Source organism: Stenotrophomonas maltophilia, assembly GCF_004920835.1.
GTDB classification, from domain to species: Bacteria; Pseudomonadota; Gammaproteobacteria; order Xanthomonadales; family Xanthomonadaceae; genus Stenotrophomonas; species Stenotrophomonas maltophilia_AQ.
Genome location: NZ_QFHO01000005.1, coordinates 105,795 through 127,713 on the forward strand (window position 1 = coordinate 105,795; position 21,919 = coordinate 127,713).

General features: G+C 65.9%; 19 protein-coding genes. 12 read left to right on the forward strand and 7 right to left on the reverse strand.

Annotated features, from left to right (window positions below; all coding sequences use genetic code 11):
- Nucleotides 1-100: 100 nt before the first annotated feature.
- Together DI041_RS05920 and smeT are read right to left on the reverse strand one after the other, a co-directional pair.
- Nucleotides 101-1,093 carry a Gfo/Idh/MocA family protein gene (locus DI041_RS05920; RefSeq protein ID WP_136639032.1) on the reverse strand — a complete coding sequence of 331 codons (993 nt, stop codon included), beginning with the start codon at nt 1,091-1,093 and terminating at the stop codon, nt 101-103.
- Between the two features lie 44 nt (nt 1,094-1,137).
- Nucleotides 1,138-1,797: an efflux transporter SmeDEF transcriptional repressor SmeT gene (gene smeT / locus DI041_RS05925; protein ID WP_046985009.1), complete on the reverse strand. Its 660-nt coding sequence runs from the start codon at nt 1,795-1,797 to the stop codon at nt 1,138-1,140.
- Between the two features lie 226 nt (nt 1,798-2,023).
- Between smeT and smeD the strand changes: the two genes are divergently transcribed.
- From smeD to smeF, 3 genes are all read left to right on the forward strand, one after another.
- Nucleotides 2,024-3,205, forward strand: coding sequence for a multidrug efflux RND transporter periplasmic adaptor subunit SmeD (gene smeD / locus DI041_RS05930; RefSeq protein ID WP_046985010.1), 1,182 nt, complete (start codon nt 2,024-2,026; stop codon nt 3,203-3,205).
- A gap of 12 nt (nt 3,206-3,217) precedes the next feature.
- Complete coding sequence (gene smeE, locus DI041_RS05935) at nt 3,218-6,340, forward strand: multidrug efflux RND transporter permease subunit SmeE (RefSeq protein ID WP_136639031.1); 3,123 nt, start codon at nt 3,218-3,220, stop codon at nt 6,338-6,340.
- Between the two features lie 97 nt (nt 6,341-6,437).
- On the forward strand, nt 6,438-7,823 hold the full coding sequence (smeF, locus tag DI041_RS05940) for a multidrug efflux RND transporter outer membrane subunit SmeF (RefSeq protein ID WP_046985012.1): 1,386 nt from the start codon (nt 6,438-6,440) through the stop codon (nt 7,821-7,823).
- A 108-nt stretch (nt 7,824-7,931) separates the two neighbouring features.
- On the opposite strand, the gene DI041_RS05945 is transcribed toward smeF, so the two are convergent.
- From DI041_RS05945 to DI041_RS05960, 4 genes are all read right to left on the reverse strand, one after another.
- Nucleotides 7,932-8,354 (reverse strand): low affinity iron permease family protein, encoded by a 423-nt coding sequence (locus DI041_RS05945; protein WP_012512139.1) that lies wholly within the window; start codon nt 8,352-8,354, stop codon nt 7,932-7,934.
- 73 nt (nt 8,355-8,427) lie between these two features.
- On the reverse strand, nt 8,428-8,754 hold the full coding sequence (locus DI041_RS05950) for a hypothetical protein (RefSeq protein WP_006393104.1): 327 nt from the start codon (nt 8,752-8,754) through the stop codon (nt 8,428-8,430).
- A 74-nt stretch (nt 8,755-8,828) separates the two neighbouring features.
- Complete coding sequence (locus tag DI041_RS05955; protein ID WP_046985013.1) at nt 8,829-9,086, reverse strand: hypothetical protein; 258 nt, start codon at nt 9,084-9,086, stop codon at nt 8,829-8,831.
- Between the two features lie 198 nt (nt 9,087-9,284).
- Entirely contained in the window at nt 9,285-9,737 is a 453-nt protein-coding gene (locus DI041_RS05960; RefSeq protein ID WP_046985014.1) for a nucleoside deaminase, read from the reverse strand.
- Between the two features lie 79 nt (nt 9,738-9,816).
- Between DI041_RS05960 and ubiE the strand changes: the two genes are divergently transcribed.
- From ubiE to DI041_RS05990, 6 genes are all read left to right on the forward strand, one after another.
- Nucleotides 9,817-10,578: a bifunctional demethylmenaquinone methyltransferase/2-methoxy-6-polyprenyl-1,4-benzoquinol methylase UbiE gene (gene ubiE / locus DI041_RS05965; protein ID WP_136639030.1), complete on the forward strand. Its 762-nt coding sequence runs from the start codon at nt 9,817-9,819 to the stop codon at nt 10,576-10,578.
- 301 nt (nt 10,579-10,879) lie between these two features.
- Nucleotides 10,880-12,811, forward strand: coding sequence for a M1 family metallopeptidase (locus DI041_RS05970; protein ID WP_136639029.1), 1,932 nt, complete (start codon nt 10,880-10,882; stop codon nt 12,809-12,811).
- A gap of 430 nt (nt 12,812-13,241) precedes the next feature.
- The gene (locus tag DI041_RS05975) at nt 13,242-13,904 is read left to right on the forward strand and encodes a hypothetical protein (protein WP_136639028.1); all 663 of its coding nucleotides are present in this window, start codon (nt 13,242-13,244) and stop codon (nt 13,902-13,904) included.
- 239 nt (nt 13,905-14,143) lie between these two features.
- Nucleotides 14,144-14,875, forward strand: a complete 732-nt coding sequence (locus DI041_RS05980) for a hypothetical protein (protein WP_127564798.1) — start codon at nt 14,144-14,146, stop codon at nt 14,873-14,875.
- Entirely contained in the window at nt 14,872-15,504 is a 633-nt protein-coding gene (locus tag DI041_RS05985; RefSeq protein WP_136639058.1) for an HAD family hydrolase, read from the forward strand. The genes DI041_RS05980 and DI041_RS05985 overlap by 4 nt, the downstream gene beginning before the upstream one ends.
- 285 nt (nt 15,505-15,789) lie before the next feature.
- Nucleotides 15,790-17,763, forward strand: a complete 1,974-nt coding sequence (locus tag DI041_RS05990; RefSeq protein ID WP_136639027.1) for an LTA synthase family protein — start codon at nt 15,790-15,792, stop codon at nt 17,761-17,763.
- Nucleotides 17,764-17,937: 174 nt separating this feature from the next.
- Here the strand turns inward: DI041_RS05990 and DI041_RS05995 are convergent, their stop codons facing one another.
- A complete protein-coding gene (locus DI041_RS05995; protein WP_046985021.1) occupies nt 17,938-18,876 on the reverse strand; it encodes a carbohydrate kinase family protein in 939 nt (312 codons plus the stop codon).
- A gap of 283 nt (nt 18,877-19,159) precedes the next feature.
- On the opposite strand from DI041_RS05995, the gene DI041_RS06000 reads away from it, so the two are divergent.
- The 3 genes from DI041_RS06000 (at nt 19,160) to mreD (ending at nt 21,919) form a co-directional block, all read left to right on the forward strand.
- On the forward strand, nt 19,160-20,206 hold the full coding sequence (locus DI041_RS06000) for a rod shape-determining protein (protein ID WP_005419402.1): 1,047 nt from the start codon (nt 19,160-19,162) through the stop codon (nt 20,204-20,206).
- A 121-nt stretch (nt 20,207-20,327) separates the two neighbouring features.
- Nucleotides 20,328-21,437 carry a rod shape-determining protein MreC gene (gene mreC, locus DI041_RS06005; RefSeq protein WP_136639026.1) on the forward strand — a complete coding sequence of 370 codons (1,110 nt, stop codon included), beginning with the start codon at nt 20,328-20,330 and terminating at the stop codon, nt 21,435-21,437.
- Nucleotides 21,434-21,919 carry a rod shape-determining protein MreD gene (gene mreD / locus DI041_RS06010; protein WP_046985023.1) on the forward strand — a complete coding sequence of 162 codons (486 nt, stop codon included), beginning with the start codon at nt 21,434-21,436 and terminating at the stop codon, nt 21,917-21,919. Before mreC ends, mreD begins: the two co-directional genes overlap by 4 nt.

The following is a 21,919-nucleotide window of genomic DNA, read 5'->3' on the forward strand; positions in this document are numbered from 1 at the left end:
CCGCTATCCGATGGGGGCGGATCCCTCGCCGTGGCGAGGGCTCTGACCCCGGCCGCTGCAACATGGAAGGCTGCCGCAAGGCGGCCTTCTTCGTTGATGGTCAGCGCGATTGCCGTGTGCGGTAGGCCTGCAGCACCTGATCCATCACCGCATTGGTGCGGGCGGCGCTGACGCCGGTTGACGGCGAGTGGCCGTTGCCGCGCAGCTCATCGACCAGAGTGGCGATCAACGGCTGCTGGATCGACGGCGGGTTCTGGATGTCGAACGCCTGCACGCCGGCCTCGGTCTCCAGTACTACCGGAACATCATCGAAGGTGGCAAAGCGCAGCTGACCGTGGTCGCCGGTGATCTCGACTTCATCCTGGCGGCGGAACGCGCAGAAACTCCACTGCGCGATGCCATGCACCCCCCGACCGGCACGAAAGCACATCGAGACGCTGTCCTCGGCGGCATACGCGCCTGCCTGCGAACTGGCCAGGCCACGCACATCGGTCAAAGGCCCGAGCAGGTGATCGAGCAGGTCCAGGGTGTGCGAGCCCAGATCAACGAACAGGCCGCCGCCGGAGATTGCCGGGTTGGTCCGCCAGAAGTCCGGCGACGCGGCATTCGCCGAGTGCGGTCGATGCAGGGTGGCGCGCACGCTGCGCGGTTCACCGATCGCGCCGCTGTCCAGCAGCTGCTTCACCTTCTCGAAGCGGGGCAGGGCGCGGCGGTAATAGGCTACGAACACCGGTACGCCGCTGCGTGCGCTGGCCTCCATGATGCGTTGGCACTGGTCATGGTCCATGGCCATCGGCTTTTCGATGTAGACCGGCTTGCCCGCGGCAATCGCCTTCAATGCGTAGTGCATGTGCGTGGAAGGCGGCGTCGCAACGTAGATCGCGTTCACTTCCGGATCGGCGATGAGCGCATCGGCATCGCCGTACCAGCGGGGAATCGCACGGCGCCGTGCGTAGTCTTCGGCCAGTGCCGCATTGCGGCGCATCACCGCGGCCACCCGTGAGCCGGGCGCGCCGGCCAGAGCCGGGCCGCTTTTCTTCTCGGTGACACTGCCGCAACCGATGAAGCCCCACGCCACATTGTCCAGGATCATGGGGCCGTCCTCACATGGGGCCGTCGTGGCGGCAGCAATGCCGCTCACGCCTCCGGCAGCGGCTCGGGTACGGTGCCCGGCACGAACACACCTTCCTTCACGTAGGCGGCCAGGGTCATGTCCAGCGCCAGCATGCCATCGCGCTTGAGGTCCATCAGGTCCGGTTCGACCATCGCCCCGTGCAGCACGCCCAGTACCGTGGCATGCAGCATGCGTGCGGCGATCTTCGGGTCCGCACCCTCGCGCAGCTGGCCCAGGTCCTGTGCGCGGCGCAGGGCGCGCTCCATCCGGTCCAGCGCATCGCGGAAACCGCTCTGCTGCAGTTCGGTCAGCACCCTGGTGTCGGCCGAGGCATCGCTGCGCAGCATGATCTCCATGGTCTTGCGCAGGCGCTCGTCCTCGGACAGCTCGATGAACGAGTGGATCATCACCGCGCGCAGGTCATGCACCGGGGTGTCGCGCTGGTCGGTGGAGGTGCGCTCCAGTTCCTGCATGAAAGGCAGGTGCACGCGCTCGACGATCGCGGTCAGCACCTCGCTCTTGTTCTTGAAGTGCCAGTAGACCGCGCCGCGGGTATAGCCGGCACGGGCACCGATCATCTCCAGCGTGGTACGGGCCACGCCGTGTTCATGGAAGCAGGCTTCGGCGGCGTCAAGGATGCCTTCCCGGGTTGCCTGGGTGTCCTCTTTGGTCTTGCGGGCCATGGGTAGGTACGAGTGCGGGTGAAACGTGGCTGAATTGTACCTGTTTACAAACAAACACGCATGTATGTATATTTCGTTCCCATCATTCCCGTCGTGTGCGTGGCAGGCCGGCCCGGCCCCCACGCCGCATCGGGTGGGCGCTGTTTGCACGGTCTTCACTGTTTCTGGTGGAGGGTCCGCCGTATCAGTGCTCGCTGAGACCCTTTCCTTCAAGAGCCCTTCCGTCATGTTGCTGAGCCGAATCCGACCCTTTGCACTGTCGCTGGCGATCGCCGCGACCGTGGCTGCCTGTGGCGGCCAACCCCAGGCCCCCGAACAGGGCCCGGGCGATGTCACCGTGGTCACGTTGAAGTCCGAAACCGTGGGCCTGACCCGCGAACTGCCGGGCCGCACCAACGCCTTCCTGGTGGCCGAAGTGCGCCCGCAGGTCAACGGCATCGTCGCCAAGCGCCTGTTCACCGAGGGTGGAATGGTCAAGGCCGGCGAGCCGCTGTACCAGATCGAGGATGCGAGCTATCGCGCCCAGGCCAACAGCGCCCGTGCCCAGCTGGCCCGCGCCGAAGCCACCGCCAATGCGGCGCGGCTGAGCGCCAAGCGCATCACCGAACTGGCCAAGGTCGACGCGGTCAGCCAGCAGGATCTGGAAAACGCCGTGGCCGCGCAGAAGCAGGCCGAAGCAGACGTCGGCGCCGCCAAGGCAACGCTGGATGCAGCCAACGTCACCCTTGGCTATGCGCGCATCACTGCGCCGATCAGCGGCCGTATCGGCAAGTCCAGTGTTACCCAGGGTGCGCTGGTCAGCGCCGGCCAGGCCACGGCGCTGGCTACCGTGCAGCAGCTGGACCCGATCTATGTCGACCTGACCCAGTCCTCGGCCGAGCTGCTGCAGCTGCGCCGCGAACTGGCCGCCGGCCGCCTGCAGGACAACCAGCAGACCCCGGTCAGCATCCTGATGGAAGACGGTAGCGAATTCGCCCACAAGGGCACGCTGGAGTTCTCCGAAGTCAGCGTCGATCCGGCCACTGGCAGCTTCGCGCTGCGGGTCAAGGTCGAAAATCCCGATGGCCTGCTGATGCCGGGCATGTACGTGCGCGCGGTGATCGGCGGCGGCGTGCGCAGCGATGCGGTGCTGGTGCCGATGCAGGGCATCGCCCGTGACCCGAAGGGCGATACCAGTGCGATGGTGGTCGGCAAGGACAACAAGGTCGAAGTGCGCCCGGTCAAGGTCAGCCGCACCGTCGGCGACAAGTGGCTGGTCGAGGACGGCTTGAAGCCCGGCGACAAGGTCATCGTCGAGGGCCTGCAGAAGATCGGCCCGGGCATGCCCGTGAACGTCACCGAACAGGGCGCCGCTCCGGCCAAGCCGGCCGCCGCCCAACCTGCAGCTGCGGCCGCAGGCGCGAAGTAAGCGGAGAACCCCATGGCACGTTTCTTCATCGATCGACCCATCTTCGCGTGGGTCATCGCGATCATCATCATGCTCGCCGGCGGCCTGGCCCTGTTCAAGCTGCCGATCTCGATGTATCCCAACGTCGCGCCGCCGGCGGTGGAAATCAGCGCCAGCTATCCGGGTGCGTCGGCCAAGGTGGTCGAAGACTCGGTGACGCAGATCATCGAGCAGAACATGAAAGGCCTTGATGGCCTGATCTACTTCTCCTCCAACAGTTCGTCCAACGGCCAGGCCACCATCACCCTGACCTTCGAGAGCGGCACCAACCCGGACATCGCCCAGGTGCAGGTGCAGAACAAGCTGCAGCTGGCCATGCCGCTGCTGCCGCAGGAAGTACAGCGGCAGGGCATCAACGTGGCCAAGTCCAGCTCGGGCTTCCTCAACGTCATCGCCTTCGTGTCCGAAGACGGCAGCATGGATGCCAACGACATCGCCGACTACGTCGGCTCCAATGTCGTCGACCGTCTCAGCCGCGTGCCGGGCGTGGGCAACATCCAGGTATTCGGTGGCAAGTACGCCATGCGCATCTGGCTGGACCCGAACAAGCTGCACACCTATGGCCTGTCGGTTCCGGAAGTGACCGCCGCGATCAAGGCGCAGAACGCACAGGTGGCGATCGGCCAGCTGGGTGGTGCGCCGTCGGTGAAGGGCCAGCAGCTCAACGCCACCATCAATGCGCAGTCGCGCCTGCAGACTCCGGAACAGTTCCGCAACATCATCGTGCGCGGTGCGCAGGACGGTGCCGAACTGCGTCTGGGCGATGTCGCCCGCGTCGAGCTGGGCGCCGAGTCCTACGACTTCGTCACCCGCTACAACGGGCAGCCGGCCAGCGGCCTGGCGGTCACTCTGGCCACCGGCGCCAACGCACTGGATACCGCTGCCGGTGTCGATGAGACCCTGAAGGAGCTGGAAGGCTTCTTCCCGGCCGGCCTGAAGGCCGAGATCCCGTACGACACCACTCCGTTCGTGCGCGTGTCGATCAAGGGCGTGGTGCAGACCCTGCTCGAAGCGATCGTGCTGGTGTTCGTGGTGATGTACCTGTTCCTGCAGAACTTCCGCGCCACCCTGATCCCGACCATCGCCGTGCCGGTGGTGCTGCTGGGTACCTTCGGCGTGCTGTTGGTGCTGGGCTTCTCGGTGAACATGCTGACCATGTTCGCGATGGTGCTGGCCATCGGCCTGCTGGTGGACGATGCCATCGTGGTGGTGGAGAACGTCGAGCGCATCATGTCCGAAGAAGGACTATCGCCGCTGGAGGCCACCCGCAAGTCGATGGGCCAGATCACCGGCGCACTGGTGGGTATCGGTCTCGTGTTGTCGGCGGTGTTCGTGCCGATGGCCTTCATGAGCGGCTCCACTGGCGTGATCTATCGGCAGTTCTCGGCCACGATCGTTTCGGCGATGGCATTGTCGGTGCTGGTGGCGATCGTTCTGACCCCGGCACTGTGCGCCACCATGCTCAAGCCGCTGAAGAAGGGCGAGCACCACGTCGCGCACAAGGGCTGGTCGGGCCGCTTCTTCAATGGCTTCAACCGCGGCTTCGACCGCACCAGCGAAAGCTACCAGCGTGGCGTGCGCGGCATCCTGCACCGCCCGTGGCGGTTCATGGGCATCGTCGCCGCACTGTTCCTGCTGATGGGTGTGCTGTTCGTGCGCCTGCCCAGCTCGTTCCTGCCCAATGAAGACCAGGGCGTGCTGATGGCGCTGGTGCAGGCACCGGTCGGTGCTACCCAGGAGCGCACGCTGGAGTCGATCGCCGCGCTTGAAAAGCACTTCATGGAAAACGAGAAGGACGCGGTCGAGTCGGTGTTCTCGGTGCAGGGCTTCAGCTTCGCCGGCATGGGCCAGAACGCGGGCATGGCCTTCGTCAAGCTGAAGGACTGGAAGGACCGTGATGCCGACAACGGCGTGATGCCGATCACCGGCCGCGCGATGGCAGCACTGGGCCAGATCAAGGATGCCTTCATCTTTGCCTTCCCGCCGCCGGCCATCCCAGAACTGGGCACCGCCTCGGGCTACACCTTCTTCCTGAAGGACAACAGCGGTCAGGGCCATGAAGCCTTGGTGGCGGCGCGCAACCAGCTGCTGGGCCTGGCGGCCCAGAGCAGCAAGCTGGCCAACGTGCGTCCGAACGGCCAGGAAGACACGCCGCAGTTCCGCATCGATATCGATGTGGCCAAGGCGACGTCGCTGGGGCTGTCGATCGACCAGATCAACACCACCCTGGCCACTGCGTGGGGCAGCTCGTACATCGATGACTTCGTCGATCGCGGCCGCGTCAAGCGCGTATTCGTGCAGGCCGACCAGGCGTTCCGCATGGTGCCGGAGGACTTTGATCTCTGGTCGGTGAAGAACGACAAGGGCGAGATGGTTCCGTTCAGCGCCTTCGCCAGCAAGCGCTGGGACTACGGTTCGCCACGCCTGGAGCGTTACAACGGCGTGTCGGCCACCGAGATCCAGGGTGAGCCGGCGCCGGGCGTGGCCTCCGGTGATGCGATGGCCGAGATCGAACAGCTGGCCAAGCAGCTGCCGCAGGGCTTCGGTGTCGAGTGGACGGCGATGTCCTACCAGGAACGCCAGGCCGGTTCGCAGACACCGCTGCTGTACACGCTGTCGCTGATGATCGTGTTCCTGTGCCTTGCGGCCCTGTATGAAAGCTGGAGCGTGCCGACCTCGGTGCTGCTGGTTGCGCCGCTGGGCATCCTCGGTGCAGTGCTGGCCAATACCTTCCGCGGCATGGAACGCGACATCTACTTCCAGGTGGCGATGCTGACCACGGTGGGCCTGACCAGCAAGAACGCGATCCTGATCGTCGAATTCGCCAAGGAAAATCTGGAGAAGGGCGCGGGGCTGATCGAAGCGACGATGCACGCGGTCCGCGACCGCCTGCGTCCGATCATCATGACCTCGCTGGCCTTCGGCATGGGCGTGCTGCCGCTGGCGATCTCCAGCGGTGCCGGCTCCGGCGCCAAGCAGGCGATCGGCACCGGCGTGCTCGGCGGCATGGTCGTCGGCACGGTGCTCGGCGTGTTCTTCGTGCCGCTGTTCTTCGTCGTGGTGCAGCGCGTGTTCAAGCGCAAAACCGCCGAATGATGAAATCAGGCAGCGCCGGGCCATGCCCGGCGGATGTCTCACCGCGTAGCCGCCGGGTACGGCCCGGCGCTACCACCGTGATCCCCAAGGTGTTGCCATGAAGCTTCATTCCATTGCTGTTTCCATCGCCGCCGCGCTCGTGCTGGCCGGCTGCTCCACCCTGGTGCCGAAGGACACCGCCGTCGCTCCGGCCATTCCGGCGCAGTGGCCGGCCGAGGCCGCGCAGGGCCAGGTGGCTGACGTCGCCGCCGTCGGCTGGCGCGACTTCTTCACCGATGCGCGCCTGCAGCAGGTGATCGACCAGTCCCTGCAGAACAACCGCGACCTGCGTGTGGCGGTGCTCAATGTTGAACGTGCGCGTGGCCAGTACCGCGTGCAGCGCGCTGATCGCGTGCCGGGCGTGGCCGTTACCGGCCAGATGGATCGCCGTGGTACGGACGCTGGCGTCACCGAGCAGTTCACTGCCGGTGTTGGTGTGGCGGAGTTCGAGCTGGACCTGTTCGGTCGCGTGCGCAATCTCAGCGAGGCCGCCCTGCAGCAGTACTTCGCCGTGGCTGCGAACCGTCGCAACGCGCAGCTGAGCCTGGTCGCCGAGACCGCCACCGCGTGGTTGACCTACGGTGCGGACGCGCAGCGATTGAAGATCGCCGAAGCGACGCTGAAGACCTACGAGGATTCACTGCGACTGGCCGAGGCCCGCCACGAACGCGGTGGCAGTTCGGCACTGGAGCTGACCCAGACCCGCACCCTGGTCGAAACCGCACGCACCGACGCCGCACGCCTGCGTGGCCAGCTGGCCCAGGACCGCAACGCGCTGGCGCTGCTGGCCGGTGGCCAGCTCGACCCGGCGCTGCTGCCCGACGCTGTGGCGCCGAGCCTGCTGGCACTGGCGCCGCCGCCGGCCGGGCTGCCCAGCGACGTGCTGCTGCAACGCCCGGACATCATGTCCGCCGAGCATCAGCTGTTGGCCGCCAACGCCAGCATCGGTGCGGCGCGCGCGGCGTTCTTCCCGAGCATCTCGCTGACCGGCAGCATCGGCAGCGGTTCGAACGAACTGTCCAACCTGTTCGATAGTGGCACCCGCGTATGGAGCTTCCTGCCGAAGATCACGCTGCCGATCTTCCAGGGCGGCAAGCTGCGCGCGAACCTGGCCATCGCCAATGCCGATCGTGACATTGCATTGGCGCAGTACGAGAAGGCGATCCAGGTGGGCTTCCGCGAGACCGCCGACGCACTGGCGCTGAATGTCAGCCTGGATGAACAGGTCGCCTCGCAGCAGCGCCTGGTCGAGGCTGCCGAGCAGGCCAACCGCCTGTCGCAGGCACGCTATGACGCCGGCCTGGACAGCTTCGTGACCCTGCTCGACGCACGTCGTACCGCCTACAACGCGCAGCAGACGCAGCTGCAGGCGCAGCTGGCCCAGCAATCCAACCGCATCACCCTGTACAAGGTGCTGGGCGGCGGCTGGCACGAGCGCGGATAAGCAGCGCTTCTGGTAGGTGCCAACCTTGTTTGGCACGGATGCGTCAGCGCAGGCGGCCGGCATTGTGCCAACCAAGGTTGGCACCTACCAGAGCAGGTAGCGCTACCTTCAGACCGCTTCATCATCCCGGCGCACGCCATGGCAGGCGCGCACGCGCGCCAGCGCGTCACCGGCCTCGCGGGCCATCTGCTCGTACTCGGCGCGGATCTCCTCCAGGCGCTCTTCATCCAGTTCTTCCAGGTCCAGAAGCTCGTTGTTGGCTTCGGCTGTCGCCCGGATCAGCTCGTCCAGCTTGATCTGCATCGCCGCGGTATCGGCGTTCTGCGTGTGCTGGATCAGGAACACCATCAGGAAGGTGATGATCGTGGTGCCGGTGTTGATCACCAGCTGCCAGGTGTCGTTGAAGCCAAACACGGGCCCGCTGATGCCCCATATCACCACGATCATCACCGCAGCCAGGAAGGTCCACGGCGAACCGGTGGCGGCCGCAGCCTTCTTGGCGATCGTATTGAACAGGTTTCTTGCTTTCATCGTCGTCGTCCCACTCAGGTGACGAGGATGATCGGCAGTGGCCCGTGCAGGGGCCGTGCAGCCGTAGTTCGGCTCAGGCGCGCAGGCGCGGAGCGTCCTGCAGCCGCACCGGGCTGGTCTGGTAGACATGCTGCCAGCAGCGGTCTACGAACTCGCGGGCCTGGGACTCGCTCAGCCTCGGCATGATCTGCAGCGCGTACTGGGTCTGGAACATCTCGTCGCGCTGGGCATTGCTTGCGCGCGGTTGGGTGATCAGCGAATCGCAGGCGAACTTGATCCACGGCACGTAGGAACCGAACGAGTTGTGCGGCAGTGCGCCGTCGGCATGCTGGCGGCGCCAGTGATCAAGCTCGGCATCGACATTGATGACCGGGGGAATGGTGGGGACTTCAGCGTGCATGTCGATCCAATCGGTTGAGGTGGATGGGAGTGGGGGTTCATCGCAGTGTGGCGTATGCGCCGGTGCATGCCGCGTCAGCGCGGCGTGCAGCCGGTGTTGCCATCGAGCAGCTGCGCGCGGGTCACGGCACCGAGGTCTTCGGCGATGTCGGCCATGGCATTGCACAGCCGCACATGATCACGCGGATGGGCGCGGATCACTTCCTGCTGCAGTCCCTGGTAAACGGTCCAGAACGGCGCGGTGCGTCGATGCAACGCGAACTGCTGCGTCAATCGGTCGCGGATGCCGGCAAGGGCCGGGTCTGATGCAGGGCGTAGGGCGAGCGCGCACATGGCTGGCTCCGCCGGGGAAAGGGGCCCCGGTCATTCCACCCTAGGTGCGATGGCGGGCTCGGGTGTTACCGGCGCGTGTGCATGCCAGGCAACTGACTGTGCACTGGTTCACGGTGATGGCTGCAAACGCTGCCGGCACAAGGATGTGCCGGCACTGAAGCGTTCATTAAGCGGGTTCAACAGGAGGCTGCGCGGTGTTCATTCACCGATGTCTTCGTTCCAGATCTCCGGGTGCTGCGCAATGAAGCCGCCCAGCAGGTCCACGCATTCCTGGCTGTCCAGGTCGATCACCTTGACGCCGTTTTCGCGCAGCCAGTCGATGCCGCCCTGGAAGGTGCGCGATTCGCCGACCACCACGGTGCCGATGTTGAACTGGCGCACCAGGCCCGAGCAGTACCAGCACGGCGCCAGGGTGGTGACCATGATGGTGTCCTGATAACGGCGCTGGCGGCCGGCCTTGCGGAAGGCATCGGTCTCGCCATGCACTGACGGGTCGCCTTCCTGCACGCGGCGGTTGTGGCCGCAGCCGAGCAGACGGCCGTCGTTGTGGTACAGCGCCGCGCCGATCGGCACGCCACCCTCGGCCAGGCCCTGGCGGGCTTCGGCGATGGCGGTCTGCAGCAGGGCCTGGTAGTCGGGCGTGGTGATCATGCGGGGCTCCGGTAAGTCATGGCCCGCCATGATACGGGCAGGGGGTGCCGATGGCCCCCGGCGGTGCGATAATCGGGGCATGAGCGAATCCCCCTACAAATCCGGTACCACCCATTTCGGGTTCCGCGACGTCGCCGCCAAGGACAAGCAGAAGCTGGTCGGCCAGGTGTTCACGTCGGTCGCGCGCAACTACGACCTGATGAACGACCTGATGAGCATGGGCGTGCACCGGGCGTGGAAGCGCTACTACGTCGCCACTGCGCAGGTGAAGCCGGGTGACCGCGTGCTCGATCTGGCCGGCGGCACAGGTGACATCGCCGCGCTGCTGAAAGAGCGCGTCGGCGCCGAAGGTTCGGTGGTGCTGGGCGACATCAACGCCGGCATGCTGTCGGTCGGCCGCGACCGCCTGACCAACCGCGGCCTGGTGCTCGGCCTGGACTACGTGCAGTGCAATGCCGAAGCCCTGCCGTTCCCGGACAACAGCTTCGACCTGGTGACCATTGCCTTTGGCCTGCGCAACGTGACCGACAAGGACGCCGGCCTGCGCGAGATGTACCGCGTGCTGAAGGTCGGCGGCCAGGCCCGCGTGCTGGAGTTCTCCGAAGTCACCGCCGACTGGTTCAAGCCGATCTACGACTTCCACTCGTTCAAGATCCTGCCGAAGCTGGGCAAGCTGTTCGCCAACGATTCGGACAGCTACCAGTACCTGGCCGAGAGCATCCGCAAGCACCCGCCGCAGGAAGAGCTGAAGGCGATGATGGGGCAGGCCGGTTTCGAGCGCTGCCACTACAAGAACCTGACCGGCGGCATCGTCTCGATCCATTCCGGCTACAAGCTGTAAGCCCCGCTTTGGTAGGTGCCAACTTTGGTTGGCACACGCCCGTCCGCGAGCGATGACAGATCCGTGCCAACCAAGGTTGGCACCTACCGGTAGAGGCCAACCTAGGTTGGCATGCGCCCGAGGCGCAGCGCAGCCCCGGCCGCCCGTACCGCGTCCGTCGCCATTCCGGTAGAGGCCAACCTCGGTCGGCATGCGCCGGAGGCGCAGGATCGGCCCCCCCGCCATTACCCCGCAGCGCGCAACGCCTGCGGGGCCGGACGGAGGTACCATTGGGGTTTGTTCCCCGTAACGGTCCCGATTCATGCGTAATCCGCTGATGCTCCTTCCGCTGGCCGTGGCCCTGGCCGCCGGCTGCTCCCAGGAGGCGGCCGCGCCCGCCGCCGCCCCGACTGCCGAAAAGGCTCCCGCCGCCCCCGTGAACGCCGAAAACCGCAGCCACGATGAAAGCTCGTACGCCGAGCCGGACAAGGTCGTCGTCAAGGACATCGCGCTGGACCTGAAGCTGGACTTCGACCAGAAGCAGATCGGCGGCACCGCCACCTACACCCTGGAATGGAAGCAGAAGGACGCCAAGCAGCTGGTGCTGGACACCCGCGAGCTGAGCATCGCCAAGGTCGAAGCGATCGCCGCTGACGGCGCGCGCAGCCCGCTGCAGTTCGTGCTGGCCCCGGCCGACAAGGTGTTCGGCAGCAAGCTGACCATCGAAACCCCGGAACAGCCGGCCAAGGTCGAAGTGACCTACCACACCGCACCGACCGCTTCGGGCCTGCAGTGGCTGGCGCCGTCGATGACCGAGGGCAAGCAGCTGCCCTTCATGTTCAGCCAGTCGCAGGCGATCCACGCCCGTTCCTGGGTACCGCTGCAGGACACCCCCAGCGTGCGCTTCACCTACAGCGCGCACGTGGTCTCGCGCCCGGACGTAATGGTGCTGATGAGCGCCGACAACGATCCCAAGGCCGCGCGTGACGGTGACTACACCTTCAAGATGCCGCAGCCGATTCCGTCCTACCTGCTGGCCATCGCCGCCGGCGACCTGGTGTTCGAGCCGATCTCCGGCCGCTCCGGCGTCTGGGCCGAGCCGACCATGGTCAACAAGGCCGCCAAGGAATTCGAAGACACCGAGAAGATGATCGGTGCCGCCGAGAAGCTGTACGGCGAATACCGCTGGGGCCGCTACGACATGCTGGTGCTGCCGCCGTCGTTCCCGTTCGGCGGCATGGAAAACCCGCGCCTGACCTTCGCCACGCCGACCGTGATCGTCGGCGACAAGTCGCTGGTCTCGCTGGTCGCCCATGAACTGGCACACAGCTGGTCGGGCAACCTGGTGACCAACGCCAGCTGGAAGGACATCTGGCTCAACGAAGGCTTCACCACCTACGTCCAGGGCCGCATCACCGAAGCCCTGTACGGCAAGGAGATGGCCGAGATGGAAAAGCAGATCGACCAGACCGATCTGCTGGCCGAAGTGAAGGACATGAGCCCGGCCGACCAGGCGCTGGCGCTGCCGCCGCTGAACGAGCGTGACCCGGACGAAGCCCTGAGCCAGGTGGCCTACGTCAAGGGTTCGTGGTTCCTGGAGTTCCTGGAACAGCGCTTCGGCCGCGAAACCTTCGACCCCTTCCTGCGCGGCTGGTTCGATGACCACGCCTTCCAGAGCGCCAACACCGACCAGTTCGTCGAGTACCTGAAGAAGAACCTGCTGCCGAAGAATCCGTCGGCGGTGACCGAGGCCGAACTGAAGGCGTGGCTGGACGAGCCGGGCATTCCGGCGTTCGCAGCCAAGGCGCAGTCGCGCAATTTCAGCAGCGTCGATACCGCGCGCATCGCCTTCGCCAGCGCCGGCACCGTGCCGAGCAGCCAGGTGATTGCTGAGTGGAGCACCCAGGAGTGGGTCCGCTTCATCGATGGCCTGGGCGCCACCCAGCCGCTGGACAAGCTGGCCACGCTGGACAAGGCGTTCCACTTCACCGGCACCCCGAATGGCGAGATCGCCATGCGCTGGTACCCGTTGGCGATCCGCAGTGGCTACGAGCAGGCCAATGAAGGCGCAGCCGCGTTCATCGAGCGCGTCGGTCGTCGCAAGCTGATCATGCCGATCTACGCCGAACTGGTGAAGACCCCGAAGGGTCTTGAGCTGGCCAAGCAGGCCTTCGAAAAGGCCAAGCCGGGCTACCACCCGATCACCACCGCCTCGGTGCAGGATCTGCTGGATAAGGCAAGCGCCGGCAAATAATCGTCGGCGTTGGTGCGAAACAAAAAAACGGCAGGGAAACCTGCCGTTTTTTGTGGTTGCAACCATCGGTCGCGGTGTCACGTTCATGATGGCGGAAGGAGGCGTTGGGTCTGCGTGATGGGTGTCTGCAAGGGTTTTTGAAGATTGTTGTATGGATTTCCCTGGACCTGAGCTTGAACATTCTCTCTTGCATCAACGGGGCTGGTTGCCAGCCGCTGGATGCAGTGCAGTCCATTGCATATCCGACAGGTATGCAATCTTCAATTCCATCAGGCCGGTTTCCGCAGCGTTGCGGGCGAGGGGCATTTCCATGAAAACGTCAATGCAAAGATACATGCGGCCCGCCACGTTTCCGGTTCTGAGCGGTCTGGCTCTCGCAGCTCTTCTCCTTGCCACACCCGCAGTCTCTACCGCATCGCCTGCAGAAGCGATGCTGTTCAAGTCCGCAAATCTCATCAAGTACTCCACTGGGGAGTCCATCCCCACTTTCAGTGGCAGTTTGCGTCTCTATCAAAATGGTGACCAGACGGCCTGGATTGGAGAAAGGGGGATTGTGGCCATCGTGCTTTGCGGGCAAGAGCCTTGGTTCAACCCGGTTAGGACGGGGTTGCCCAGTAGGGGCGACGACCCGGAGGCTTTGGCTGCCGTAACATGGATGTACGCCGAGCTGAGCCGCAGAATCTCGATGGTAGCCAGCGCAGCCGCTGAAGTGCGGGGTGATAACGGCGTTGGCAAGGTGCGTAAAACCGAAGTCGAGGTGCCATGGGCGTACGGCATCGAAAGATACGAGGTCTCCAGCGATCGGACCCCTGAAGGTCATGAGCGTATCCGACTCTGGAAACTGGGCACCATCCACTCGACCCCTTCAGCAGGAGGGGGCCCCACTGAGGTTACGTCTGCGGAGAAGAAGGCGCGCGAAGCCTCCCTGGAAAGTAATGGCACATGGCATGAACTGGTGATCATTCCGGGGATGCGACCCTTCCGGCTTCCTCCTGGGGTGTCCTTTCAAGGCTGGCGTTCAGCCAGTGGCTCCGGTTTCCGCACTGTGTCCGCTGCGCGGAAGGCAGGTCATGGTTGCGGCCTCCAGCGATGAGATGCTTGCCTGACGTCGCGATGGGCAGAAGCGGCAGGTGAATGTCACCGATGGGGAGGTGTTCGCAGAAAAGAGTGAGCTTGCACCGGTGGGTTCCTGGAACAGGATGGTGATCAGCGGGGATAGGCAACGTGCCTGGTTGTCGGCCACTCCCATTCACGGTCATGCGTCCATCCACCACGGGTTGCTAAAGTATCCCGGTCACGCCGGCAGGCGTCTTCACCGATTGGGAGCACGCAATGAAAAGACTGATCCTGGCCGCTGCATGTGCCTTCGCGCTGGCCGCCTGCAGCAACCCGGAAGAGGAACGCAAGGCGCAGGAAGCCGCCGCGGCCGCCGTGCAGGCGCAGAAGGAGGCCAAGGCCGAAGACGTGGCCAAGCAGTACGACATGGCCGTGGCCGCGCAGGACTGGGAGCGTGCGCGCCTGCATGGCGCCTCGCTGCTGGACCAGTACAAGGACACCGCCGCCGCCGAGCGCATCGCCGCCGGCTTCGACGAGGTCAAGGCCAAGGGCGATGCCGCGCGCGACCTGCGCCGCATGCAGGCGCTGTGGCAGTACAACCAGATTCCGGTTGGCAGCAAGGGCAACCAGGTGTCGGCGCAGATCTTCAGCAAGGAGCGGGTGGATGTGGATGGCAGCGGCGCCAAGCCGGTGCAGCTGGTGTTCCGCGACCACCCCGAATGGAAGCGTCATGCCTACCTGGTGCTGCAGGCCGGCGATTTCCGTTGCCCGCAGTGTACGGTGAAGGTCACGGTGGACGGCGGCAAGCCGGTGTCGATGGCCGCGTGGCGCCCGAAGACCGATGAAGCCATCGCCCTGTTCATCACCGACCAGAAGGCGCTGTGGAAGCTGGCAGCCAAGGGCAAGTCCATCAGCATCGAGTTCCCGGTCAAGGCCGGTGGCACCCGTACTGCGGTGTTCGAGACCGGCGGCGTCGATGCCAGCCGCATGCCAGCGTGGTGGCGATGACCCAGGCGGTACCCGTGGTGGCACCCGCGGCAGTACCGGCGTTGTCGGCAATCCGGCACTGGGTGTTCGACATGGATGGCACGTTGACCGTGGCGATGCATGATTTCGCGCGGATCAAGCGCGAACTGGCGATTCCGGCGCAGGACGACATCCTCACCCACCTGGCCGCTCTGCCCGCTGCAGAGGCCAGTGCCAAGCATGCTTGGCTGCTGGCCCACGAGCGTGAACTGGCCGCGGCCTCCGTGCCGGCGATGGGCGCGGTGGCGCTGGTGCGTGCGCTGCAGGGCGCCGGTTGCCGGCTGGGCATCCTCACCCGCAACGTGCGCAGCCTGGCCCAGGTCACGCTGCAGGCGATCGGGCTGGGCGATGTGTTTGCCGAAGAGGACATCATCGGCCGCGACGAAGCCGAGCCCAAGCCCTCGCCGGACGGCCTGCAGTACTTCCTGCGGCGCTGGCAGGTAGATCCAGCACAGGTGGTGATGGTGGGCGATTACCGCTTCGACCTGGAATGCGGCCGGGCCGCGGGCACGCGCACCCTGCTGGTCAATGCTCCGGACAACCCGTGGCCGGACATGGCCTGCTGGCACCTGGCCGATTGTGCGGCGGTGCTGGAGCATTGGCAGCGCTAGCGGGGCACCCTCTGCGCCCCATGGCGGGCAGGAGGAAAGAGTCCAGATGTCGAAAGCCGTCGAAGTAGACGGTCATCACAGTGTATTGTGCGCGGTCACCGCGCTGGACCTTGTCTGGCGGGATGGCCGGCCGGAGCTGAGGCCGGGGCGGTTGGGGAACCGCTGCCGACGACTGTCGTGGCCTGGTCGGGCGCTGGCGACGGTGTCAGGTAACACGTTGGTCGATGTGGCCCGCTGCCAGGGAGGTGGCAAGGGTCTCCGTTGTTCCATTCCTGGATTTCTTTCATGCCTCGAGCTGTGTTGCTGTCGCTGTGCCGGCGTCTGTGTCCGATCGCCGCCTTCTTCCTGTTTGGCCTGGTGGCCCTGTCGCTGTCGCGGCTGGGGTTGGCGCTGTGGCATGCCGCGCGGGTCAGTGCTGCCGACGGTTGGTCCACGATCTTCCTGCAGGGACTGCGTGTGGACGTGTCCACGCTGTGCCTGCTCTTTGGCATCCCTGCGGTGCTGGCGCTGCTGTTGCCGGTCGAAGGACGGTTGGGCCGCGCCTGGCGGCATGTCCTGCGCGGGTGGCTGATCGTGGCCAGCGTGCTGCTGGTGTTCATGGAGCTGGCTACGCCAAGCTTCATGGCCGAGTACGGCCTGCGGCCCAATCGTTTGTTCCTTGAATATCTGATCTACCCCGAAGAAGTTGGAATGACGCTGCTGCGGGGGCATCTGCTGGCGGTGGTGATCGAAGTGGTCGCCGTGATCGTGCTGTGCTGGGCGCTGCTGCGCGGCTCGCGTCGCTGGGTGGAAATCCGCCCGGCGACCGTGGTCGAAGCCGGGTGGCTGTGGCGATTGCCGCTGGCGGTGCTGGTGCTCCTGCTGGCGGCGATGGGTGTGCGTTCGAGCCTCGGCCATCGGCCGTTGAATCCGGCGCTGGTGGCGTTCTCCACCGACCCCACCATCAACGTGCTGCCACTCAACTCGCTGTACACCGTCGGCTATGCGGCGCGCCAGCTGGCTGCCCGCAGCGAGACCTCGCGCATCTATGGCGAGCTGCCGTTGGGGCAGGTGGTCGACGAGCTTCACGCGACCAGTGGCCTGCCTGCCACGGCGTACGTGTCCGAGGCGCTGCCGAGCCTGGCACTGCGTCCGCCGCTGCACCAGGGCAAGCCGCGCAACCTGGTGATCGTGCTGGAAGAAAGCCTCGGTGCACAGTTCATCGGCAGCCTCGGCGGGCGGCCGCTGTCGCCCAACTTCGACCGCCTGAGCAAGCAGGGCTGGGCGTTCGAGCGCCTGTATGCCACCGGTACGCGTTCGGTGCGCGGGATCGAGGCGGTACTGACAGGGTTCCCACCGACCCCGGCCGAAGCGGTGGTCAAGCTGCCCGCCAGCCGCCAACGCTTCTTCACCCTGGCCGATGTACTGGGCCGGCATGGCTACGACACCGGCTTCTACTACGGCGGTGAAAGCCATTTCGACAACATGCGCGAGTTCTTCCTCGCCAATGGCTTCACCCGCATCGTGGATCGCAAGGACTACCGCACGCCGACGTTCGTCGGATCATGGGGGGCATCGGACGAGGATCTGTTCAACCGCGCCGATGAGCAGTTCCAGCAGTTGAATGCGCAGGGCAAGCCGTTCTTCGGCCTGGTGTTCACCTCCAGCAACCATGATCCGTTCGAGTTCCCGGACGGCCGCATCGAGCTGTACGAGCAGCCCAAGCAGACCCGCGACAATGCCGCCAAGTATGCCGATCACGCGCTGGGAGAATTCTTCCGCAAGGCGATGGCCTCACCGTACTGGGAAAATACCGTGTTCCTGGTGGTGGCCGACCATGACTCGCGCGTGTTCGGCAAGGACATGGTGCCCATCGCCAACTTCCATATCCCGGGCTTGATCCTTGGCGGCGGCATCGAACCGCGGCGGGATACCCGCATCGTCAGCCAGATCGATCTGGCGCCGACGCTGCTGTCGCTGCTGGGCATCGCCGACCCCACGCCGCTGGTAGGCCAGGACCTGACCGACTTGCGGCGGCTGCAACCGGGTCGCGCGCTGATGCAGTACGACCGCAACCTGGCATGGATGGAGGGCAACGACGTCGCCATCCTGCAGCCGGACAAGCCGGCGCAGGGATTCCGCTACGACCCGGCGACCGATCAGCTGCAGCCACACCCACTACGGCCGGAGCTGGCACGGCGCGCACATGCCTATGCCATGTGGGGCACGTTGGCTTACGAGAAAGAGCTGTACCGGTTGCCGGAGAAACCCAAGCCCTGAGCCGGAAGGGCAGGGCGGCGTTGCGGTCCTGAGCCGGCCGCTGGCCGGCAGTGTCGACCAAGGTCGACACCTACCAGACGCATTCCCGATAGCGCGTCGGGTGGAAAGCCCCCTTGTTGTTCAAGGGGGCGCGCCAACGGCGCGGGGATAAGGCGGAATGCGCGGGCAATTCGCTTACGCGTTCAACGCGTAACCGAACTGCTGCTTGAACTGTTCGTTGAACTCTTCGAAGGTGAAGCGCTGGTTCTGGGTGCCCGGGTGCTCCACCTTCAGCGCGCCCATCAGGTTGCCCATGCGGCCGATGGTCAGCCAGTCGTAGCCCTTCTGGATGCCGTAGATCAGGCCGGCGCGGAAGGCGTCGCCACAACCGGTCGGGTCGACCACGCGGCGTTCGTGCGCCGGCGGGATGTCGTAGCTCTTTTCCGGGGTGTGGATGACCGCGCCCTTCGGGCCACGGGTGGTGATGTAGGCCTTGACCCGGCTGACGATCTCCTTCTCGTCCCAGCCGGTGCGTTCCTGCAGCAGGTTCGACTCGTAGTCGTTGACCACCACGTAGTCGGCCTGCTCGATGAACTCGCGCAGCTCCGGGCCGTTGAACAGCGGCATGGCCTGGCCCGGGTCGAAGATGAACGGGATGCCGTCTTCGTGGAATTCCTGCGCGTTCTGGATCATGCCTTCGCGACCGTCCGGGCCGACCAGGCCCAGGGTCACGCCCGGCACGCCACGCACGTGGTTCTCGTAGGAACGCATCATCGCGCCCGGGTGGAAGGCGGTGATCTGGTTGTTGTCGTGGTCGGTGGTGATGAACGCCTGCGGGGTGAACAGCTCATCGATCACGCGCACGCGGGTCAGGTCGATGCCCAGGCCTTCGAAATACTCGCGGTACGGGCCGAAGTCCGAACCGACGGTGCCCATCGGGATCGGCTGGCCGCCCAGCAGGTGCAGGTTGTAGGCGATGTTGCCGGCGCAGCCACCGAACTCGCGGCGCATGCGCGGCACCAGGAACGACACGTTCAGGATGTGCACCTTGTCCGGCAGGATGTGATTCTTGAACTGGTCCGGGAACACCATGATGGTGTCGAAGGCAAGAGAACCACAGATCAGAGCGGACATCGATGTAAGCCTATGCGGTGAATTTTGGGGTGGGCCGGCCCGGTTCAGCAGGCAAGCAAACGGCGCCCTTGGGCGCCCGACGGCGCAAAGGTTACCCGCTGGTGCCGCTCAGGGCCAGAACCGGGTGATGCCCGATCGGGCCGAAAGCCTGTCAAGGCGCGGGTTCAGCTAGTTTTTTCCTTGCTCGGCGGCAGGCGGGTTGCTAGGCTTGTCGGCCTCGATTTCTGCCCATTTTTTCGCCATCCCGCGGCGGGCACGACACCCCTCAGGACTCCTTCCTCAGATGTTCAAGAAACTCCGTGGCATGTTCTCCAACGACCTGTCCATCGACCTGGGCACGGCCAACACCCTCATCTACGTGCGCGGGCAGGGGATCGTGCTGAACGAGCCGTCGGTGGTCGCAGTGCGTCAGGATCGCGCCATCGGTGGTACCCGCTCGGTGGCAGCCGTCGGCGCCGAGGCCAAGCAGATGCTGGGCCGTACCCCGGGCCACATCACCACCATCCGCCCGATGAAGGACGGCGTTATCGCCGATTTCACCTACACCGAGGCGATGCTCAAGCACTTCATCAAGAAGGTGCACAAGTCGCGCGTGCTGCGCCCGAGCCCGCGCGTGCTGGTCTGCGTGCCGGCCGGCTCGACCCAGGTCGAGCGCCGTGCGATCAAGGAATCGGCCGAGGAAGCCGGCGCCCGTGACGTGTTCCTGATCGAAGAGCCGATGGCCGCCGCGATCGGCGCCGGCATGCCGGTCACCGAGGCCCGTGGCTCGATGGTCATCGACATCGGCGGCGGTACCACCGAAGTGGCGGTGATCTCGCTCAACGGCATCGTCTATTCGGCCTCGGTCCGTATCGGCGGCGACCGCTTCGACGAGTCGATCACCAACTACGTGCGCCGCAACCACGGCATGCTGATCGGTGAAGCCACCGCCGAACGCATCAAGGTCGAACTGGGCTGCGCCTATCCGCAGGCGGAAGTGATCGAGATGGAAATTTCCGGCCGCAACCTCGCCGAGGGCGTGCCGAAGATGATCAAGATCAGCTCCAATGAAGTGCTCGAGGCTCTGCACGAGCCCCTGTCGGGCATCGTCAGCGCGGTCAAGCTGGCGCTGGAGCAGACCCCGCCGGAACTGTGCGCCGACGTCGCCGAGCGCGGCATCGTGCTGACCGGTGGTGGTGCCCTGCTGCGTGACCTGGACCGCCTGATCTCCGAGGAAACCGGCCTGCACGTGCAGGTGGCCGATGACCCGCTGACCTGCGTGGCCCGCGGTGGTGGCCGTGCACTGGAGCTGGTCGACATGCACGGCAACGAGTTCTTTGCGCCGGAGTAAGCCGACCCGGCTGCCTGCGCCCGCAGCGCCCCTCCGGGGTGCGGCCCGCCATCATGGCGGGTCGGCACCGGCGGGGCGTCCGCGTGTTTCCCCTCCGCCTTCTGCCAGTTGAATCGTTGCCGTGCCGCCCTACGCCGGACCTCCCGTCGCTTCCCGATCCGGTGATGCCGCCAGCCCGCTGCGGCTGCTGGCTTACCTCGCACTGGCCATCACCCTGATCGTGCTTGACGACCAGGCCGGCTGGCTGGCGCGCCTGCGCGGGCAGGCCAACAGCCTGGTGCAGCCGGTGTGGGCACTGGCCGGCCTGCCAGGCAAGCTCGGCAACCAGGTCAAGGATTCTGCGGCCAGCCACAGCCAGCTGGTGACCGAGAACCGCGAACTGCGCAACCAGCTGCTGCTGGCCAACGCTCGCCTGACCCGGCTGCAGACCGCCGCGCTGGACAACGCACAGCTGCGCGAGCTGCTGAACGTGGCCGAGCGCAGTGGCCTGGACGTGCAGCTGGCGCCGATCCTGGACATCGACCTGGACCCGGTGAAGCAGCGCCTGGTGCTGGATGCCGGCAGCCGCGAGGGCGTGCACGTCGGCCAGGCAGTGATCGATGTCGGCGGTCTGATGGGCCAGGTGATCAGCGTCACCGGGAGCACCTCCACGGTGCTGCTGCTGACCGACCCTGACCACGCGGTGCCGGTCACCGTGGCCCGCAACGGCGTGCGCCTGATCGTCTATGGCCGCGGTGACAAACTGGAACTGCGCGACATCCCGCTCAGCGCCGGCGTGGAAGTGGGCGACGAGATAGTCACCTCCGGCCTCGGCGGTCGATTCCCGGCGGGCTTCCCGGTCGGCACCATCACCGGCCTGCGCCCGGACGACACCCATGCCTTCCTGGTCGGCGAACTGAAGCCGGCGGCCCAGCTCGACCGTGGCCGCGACGTGCTGCTGCTGCGCCCGGGTGCGGCGATCCGCATTCCGCCGGAACTGCGCCTGCAGCTGGAAGAGACCGCCCCGGGTGGCCCGGCCGCGGGCGGAACTGTGCCGGCGGCAACCGCACCGGCCACAGCCACCCCGACACCCGCACCTGCAACGCCCGCACCGGCTGTGGGCCGGTCGCCGGCTCCGTCTGCGACGCCGACGGTGGCCCCGGCGTCGTCGCTTGATCCTGCTGCTCCGGTAGTGCCGGCCGCTGGCCGGCAACCGCAACCCACCCAGCCGCAGCCGGAGGCCCAGCGATGAGCCGCCTGCGCGACAACCCCTGGGTGCTTCCGGCCAGCCTGGTAGTGGCCCTGCTGCTCGGCCTGTTGCCGTTGCCGACACTGCTGCAGCCGCTGCGCCCTTACTGGCTGGCGCTGGTGCTGGCCTACTGGGTGATCGAAGCGCCCGAGCGTGTCGGCCTGGGCATTGCCTTCGCCAGTGGCGTCATCGCCGATCTGCTGTACGGCGGCGTGCTGGGAGAACAGGCGCTGCGGCTGGTGATGCTGGCCTTCATCCTGCAGCGCTTCCGTGCCCGCATCCGCTTCTTCCCGATGTCGCAGCAGATGCTGGCCATCGGCGGCCTGCTGTTCAACGACCGCATCGTCAGTGCGCTGGTCCACATCCTGGTGGGTGAGCCGACCCTGCCGTGGTCGTACTGGTGGGCGCCGTTGCTGGGCATGGGCCTGTGGCCGCTGGTGTTCGTGCTGCTGGACGCGGTGCGCTTCGGCAAGCGCGGGCGCTGA

What these genes read in the sequence shown, in the direction of transcription:
- DI041_RS05920 (WP_136639032.1), bottom strand. Translation starts at nt 1,093, where the DNA reads ATGATCCTGGACAATGTGGCGTGGGGCTTCATCGGTTGCGGCAGTGTC.
- smeT (WP_046985009.1), bottom strand. Translation starts at nt 1,797, where the DNA reads ATGGCCCGCAAGACCAAAGAGGACACCCAGGCAACCCGGGAAGGCATC.
- smeD (WP_046985010.1), top strand. Translation starts at nt 2,024, where the DNA reads ATGTTGCTGAGCCGAATCCGACCCTTTGCACTGTCGCTGGCGATCGCC.
- smeE (WP_136639031.1), top strand. Translation starts at nt 3,218, where the DNA reads ATGGCACGTTTCTTCATCGATCGACCCATCTTCGCGTGGGTCATCGCG.
- smeF (WP_046985012.1), top strand. Translation starts at nt 6,438, where the DNA reads ATGAAGCTTCATTCCATTGCTGTTTCCATCGCCGCCGCGCTCGTGCTG.
- DI041_RS05945 (WP_012512139.1), bottom strand. Translation starts at nt 8,354, where the DNA reads ATGAAAGCAAGAAACCTGTTCAATACGATCGCCAAGAAGGCTGCGGCC.
- DI041_RS05950 (WP_006393104.1), bottom strand. Translation starts at nt 8,754, where the DNA reads ATGCACGCTGAAGTCCCCACCATTCCCCCGGTCATCAATGTCGATGCC.
- DI041_RS05955 (WP_046985013.1), bottom strand. Translation starts at nt 9,086, where the DNA reads ATGTGCGCGCTCGCCCTACGCCCTGCATCAGACCCGGCCCTTGCCGGC.
- DI041_RS05960 (WP_046985014.1), bottom strand. Translation starts at nt 9,737, where the DNA reads ATGATCACCACGCCCGACTACCAGGCCCTGCTGCAGACCGCCATCGCC.
- ubiE (WP_136639030.1), top strand. Translation starts at nt 9,817, where the DNA reads ATGAGCGAATCCCCCTACAAATCCGGTACCACCCATTTCGGGTTCCGC.
- DI041_RS05970 (WP_136639029.1), top strand. Translation starts at nt 10,880, where the DNA reads ATGCGTAATCCGCTGATGCTCCTTCCGCTGGCCGTGGCCCTGGCCGCC.
- DI041_RS05975 (WP_136639028.1), top strand. Translation starts at nt 13,242, where the DNA reads ATGCTGTTCAAGTCCGCAAATCTCATCAAGTACTCCACTGGGGAGTCC.
- DI041_RS05980 (WP_127564798.1), top strand. Translation starts at nt 14,144, where the DNA reads ATGAAAAGACTGATCCTGGCCGCTGCATGTGCCTTCGCGCTGGCCGCC.
- DI041_RS05985 (WP_136639058.1), top strand. Translation starts at nt 14,872, where the DNA reads ATGACCCAGGCGGTACCCGTGGTGGCACCCGCGGCAGTACCGGCGTTG.
- DI041_RS05990 (WP_136639027.1), top strand. Translation starts at nt 15,790, where the DNA reads ATGCCTCGAGCTGTGTTGCTGTCGCTGTGCCGGCGTCTGTGTCCGATC.
- DI041_RS05995 (WP_046985021.1), bottom strand. Translation starts at nt 18,876, where the DNA reads ATGTCCGCTCTGATCTGTGGTTCTCTTGCCTTCGACACCATCATGGTG.
- DI041_RS06000 (WP_005419402.1), top strand. Translation starts at nt 19,160, where the DNA reads ATGTTCAAGAAACTCCGTGGCATGTTCTCCAACGACCTGTCCATCGAC.
- mreD (WP_046985023.1), top strand. Translation starts at nt 21,434, where the DNA reads ATGAGCCGCCTGCGCGACAACCCCTGGGTGCTTCCGGCCAGCCTGGTA.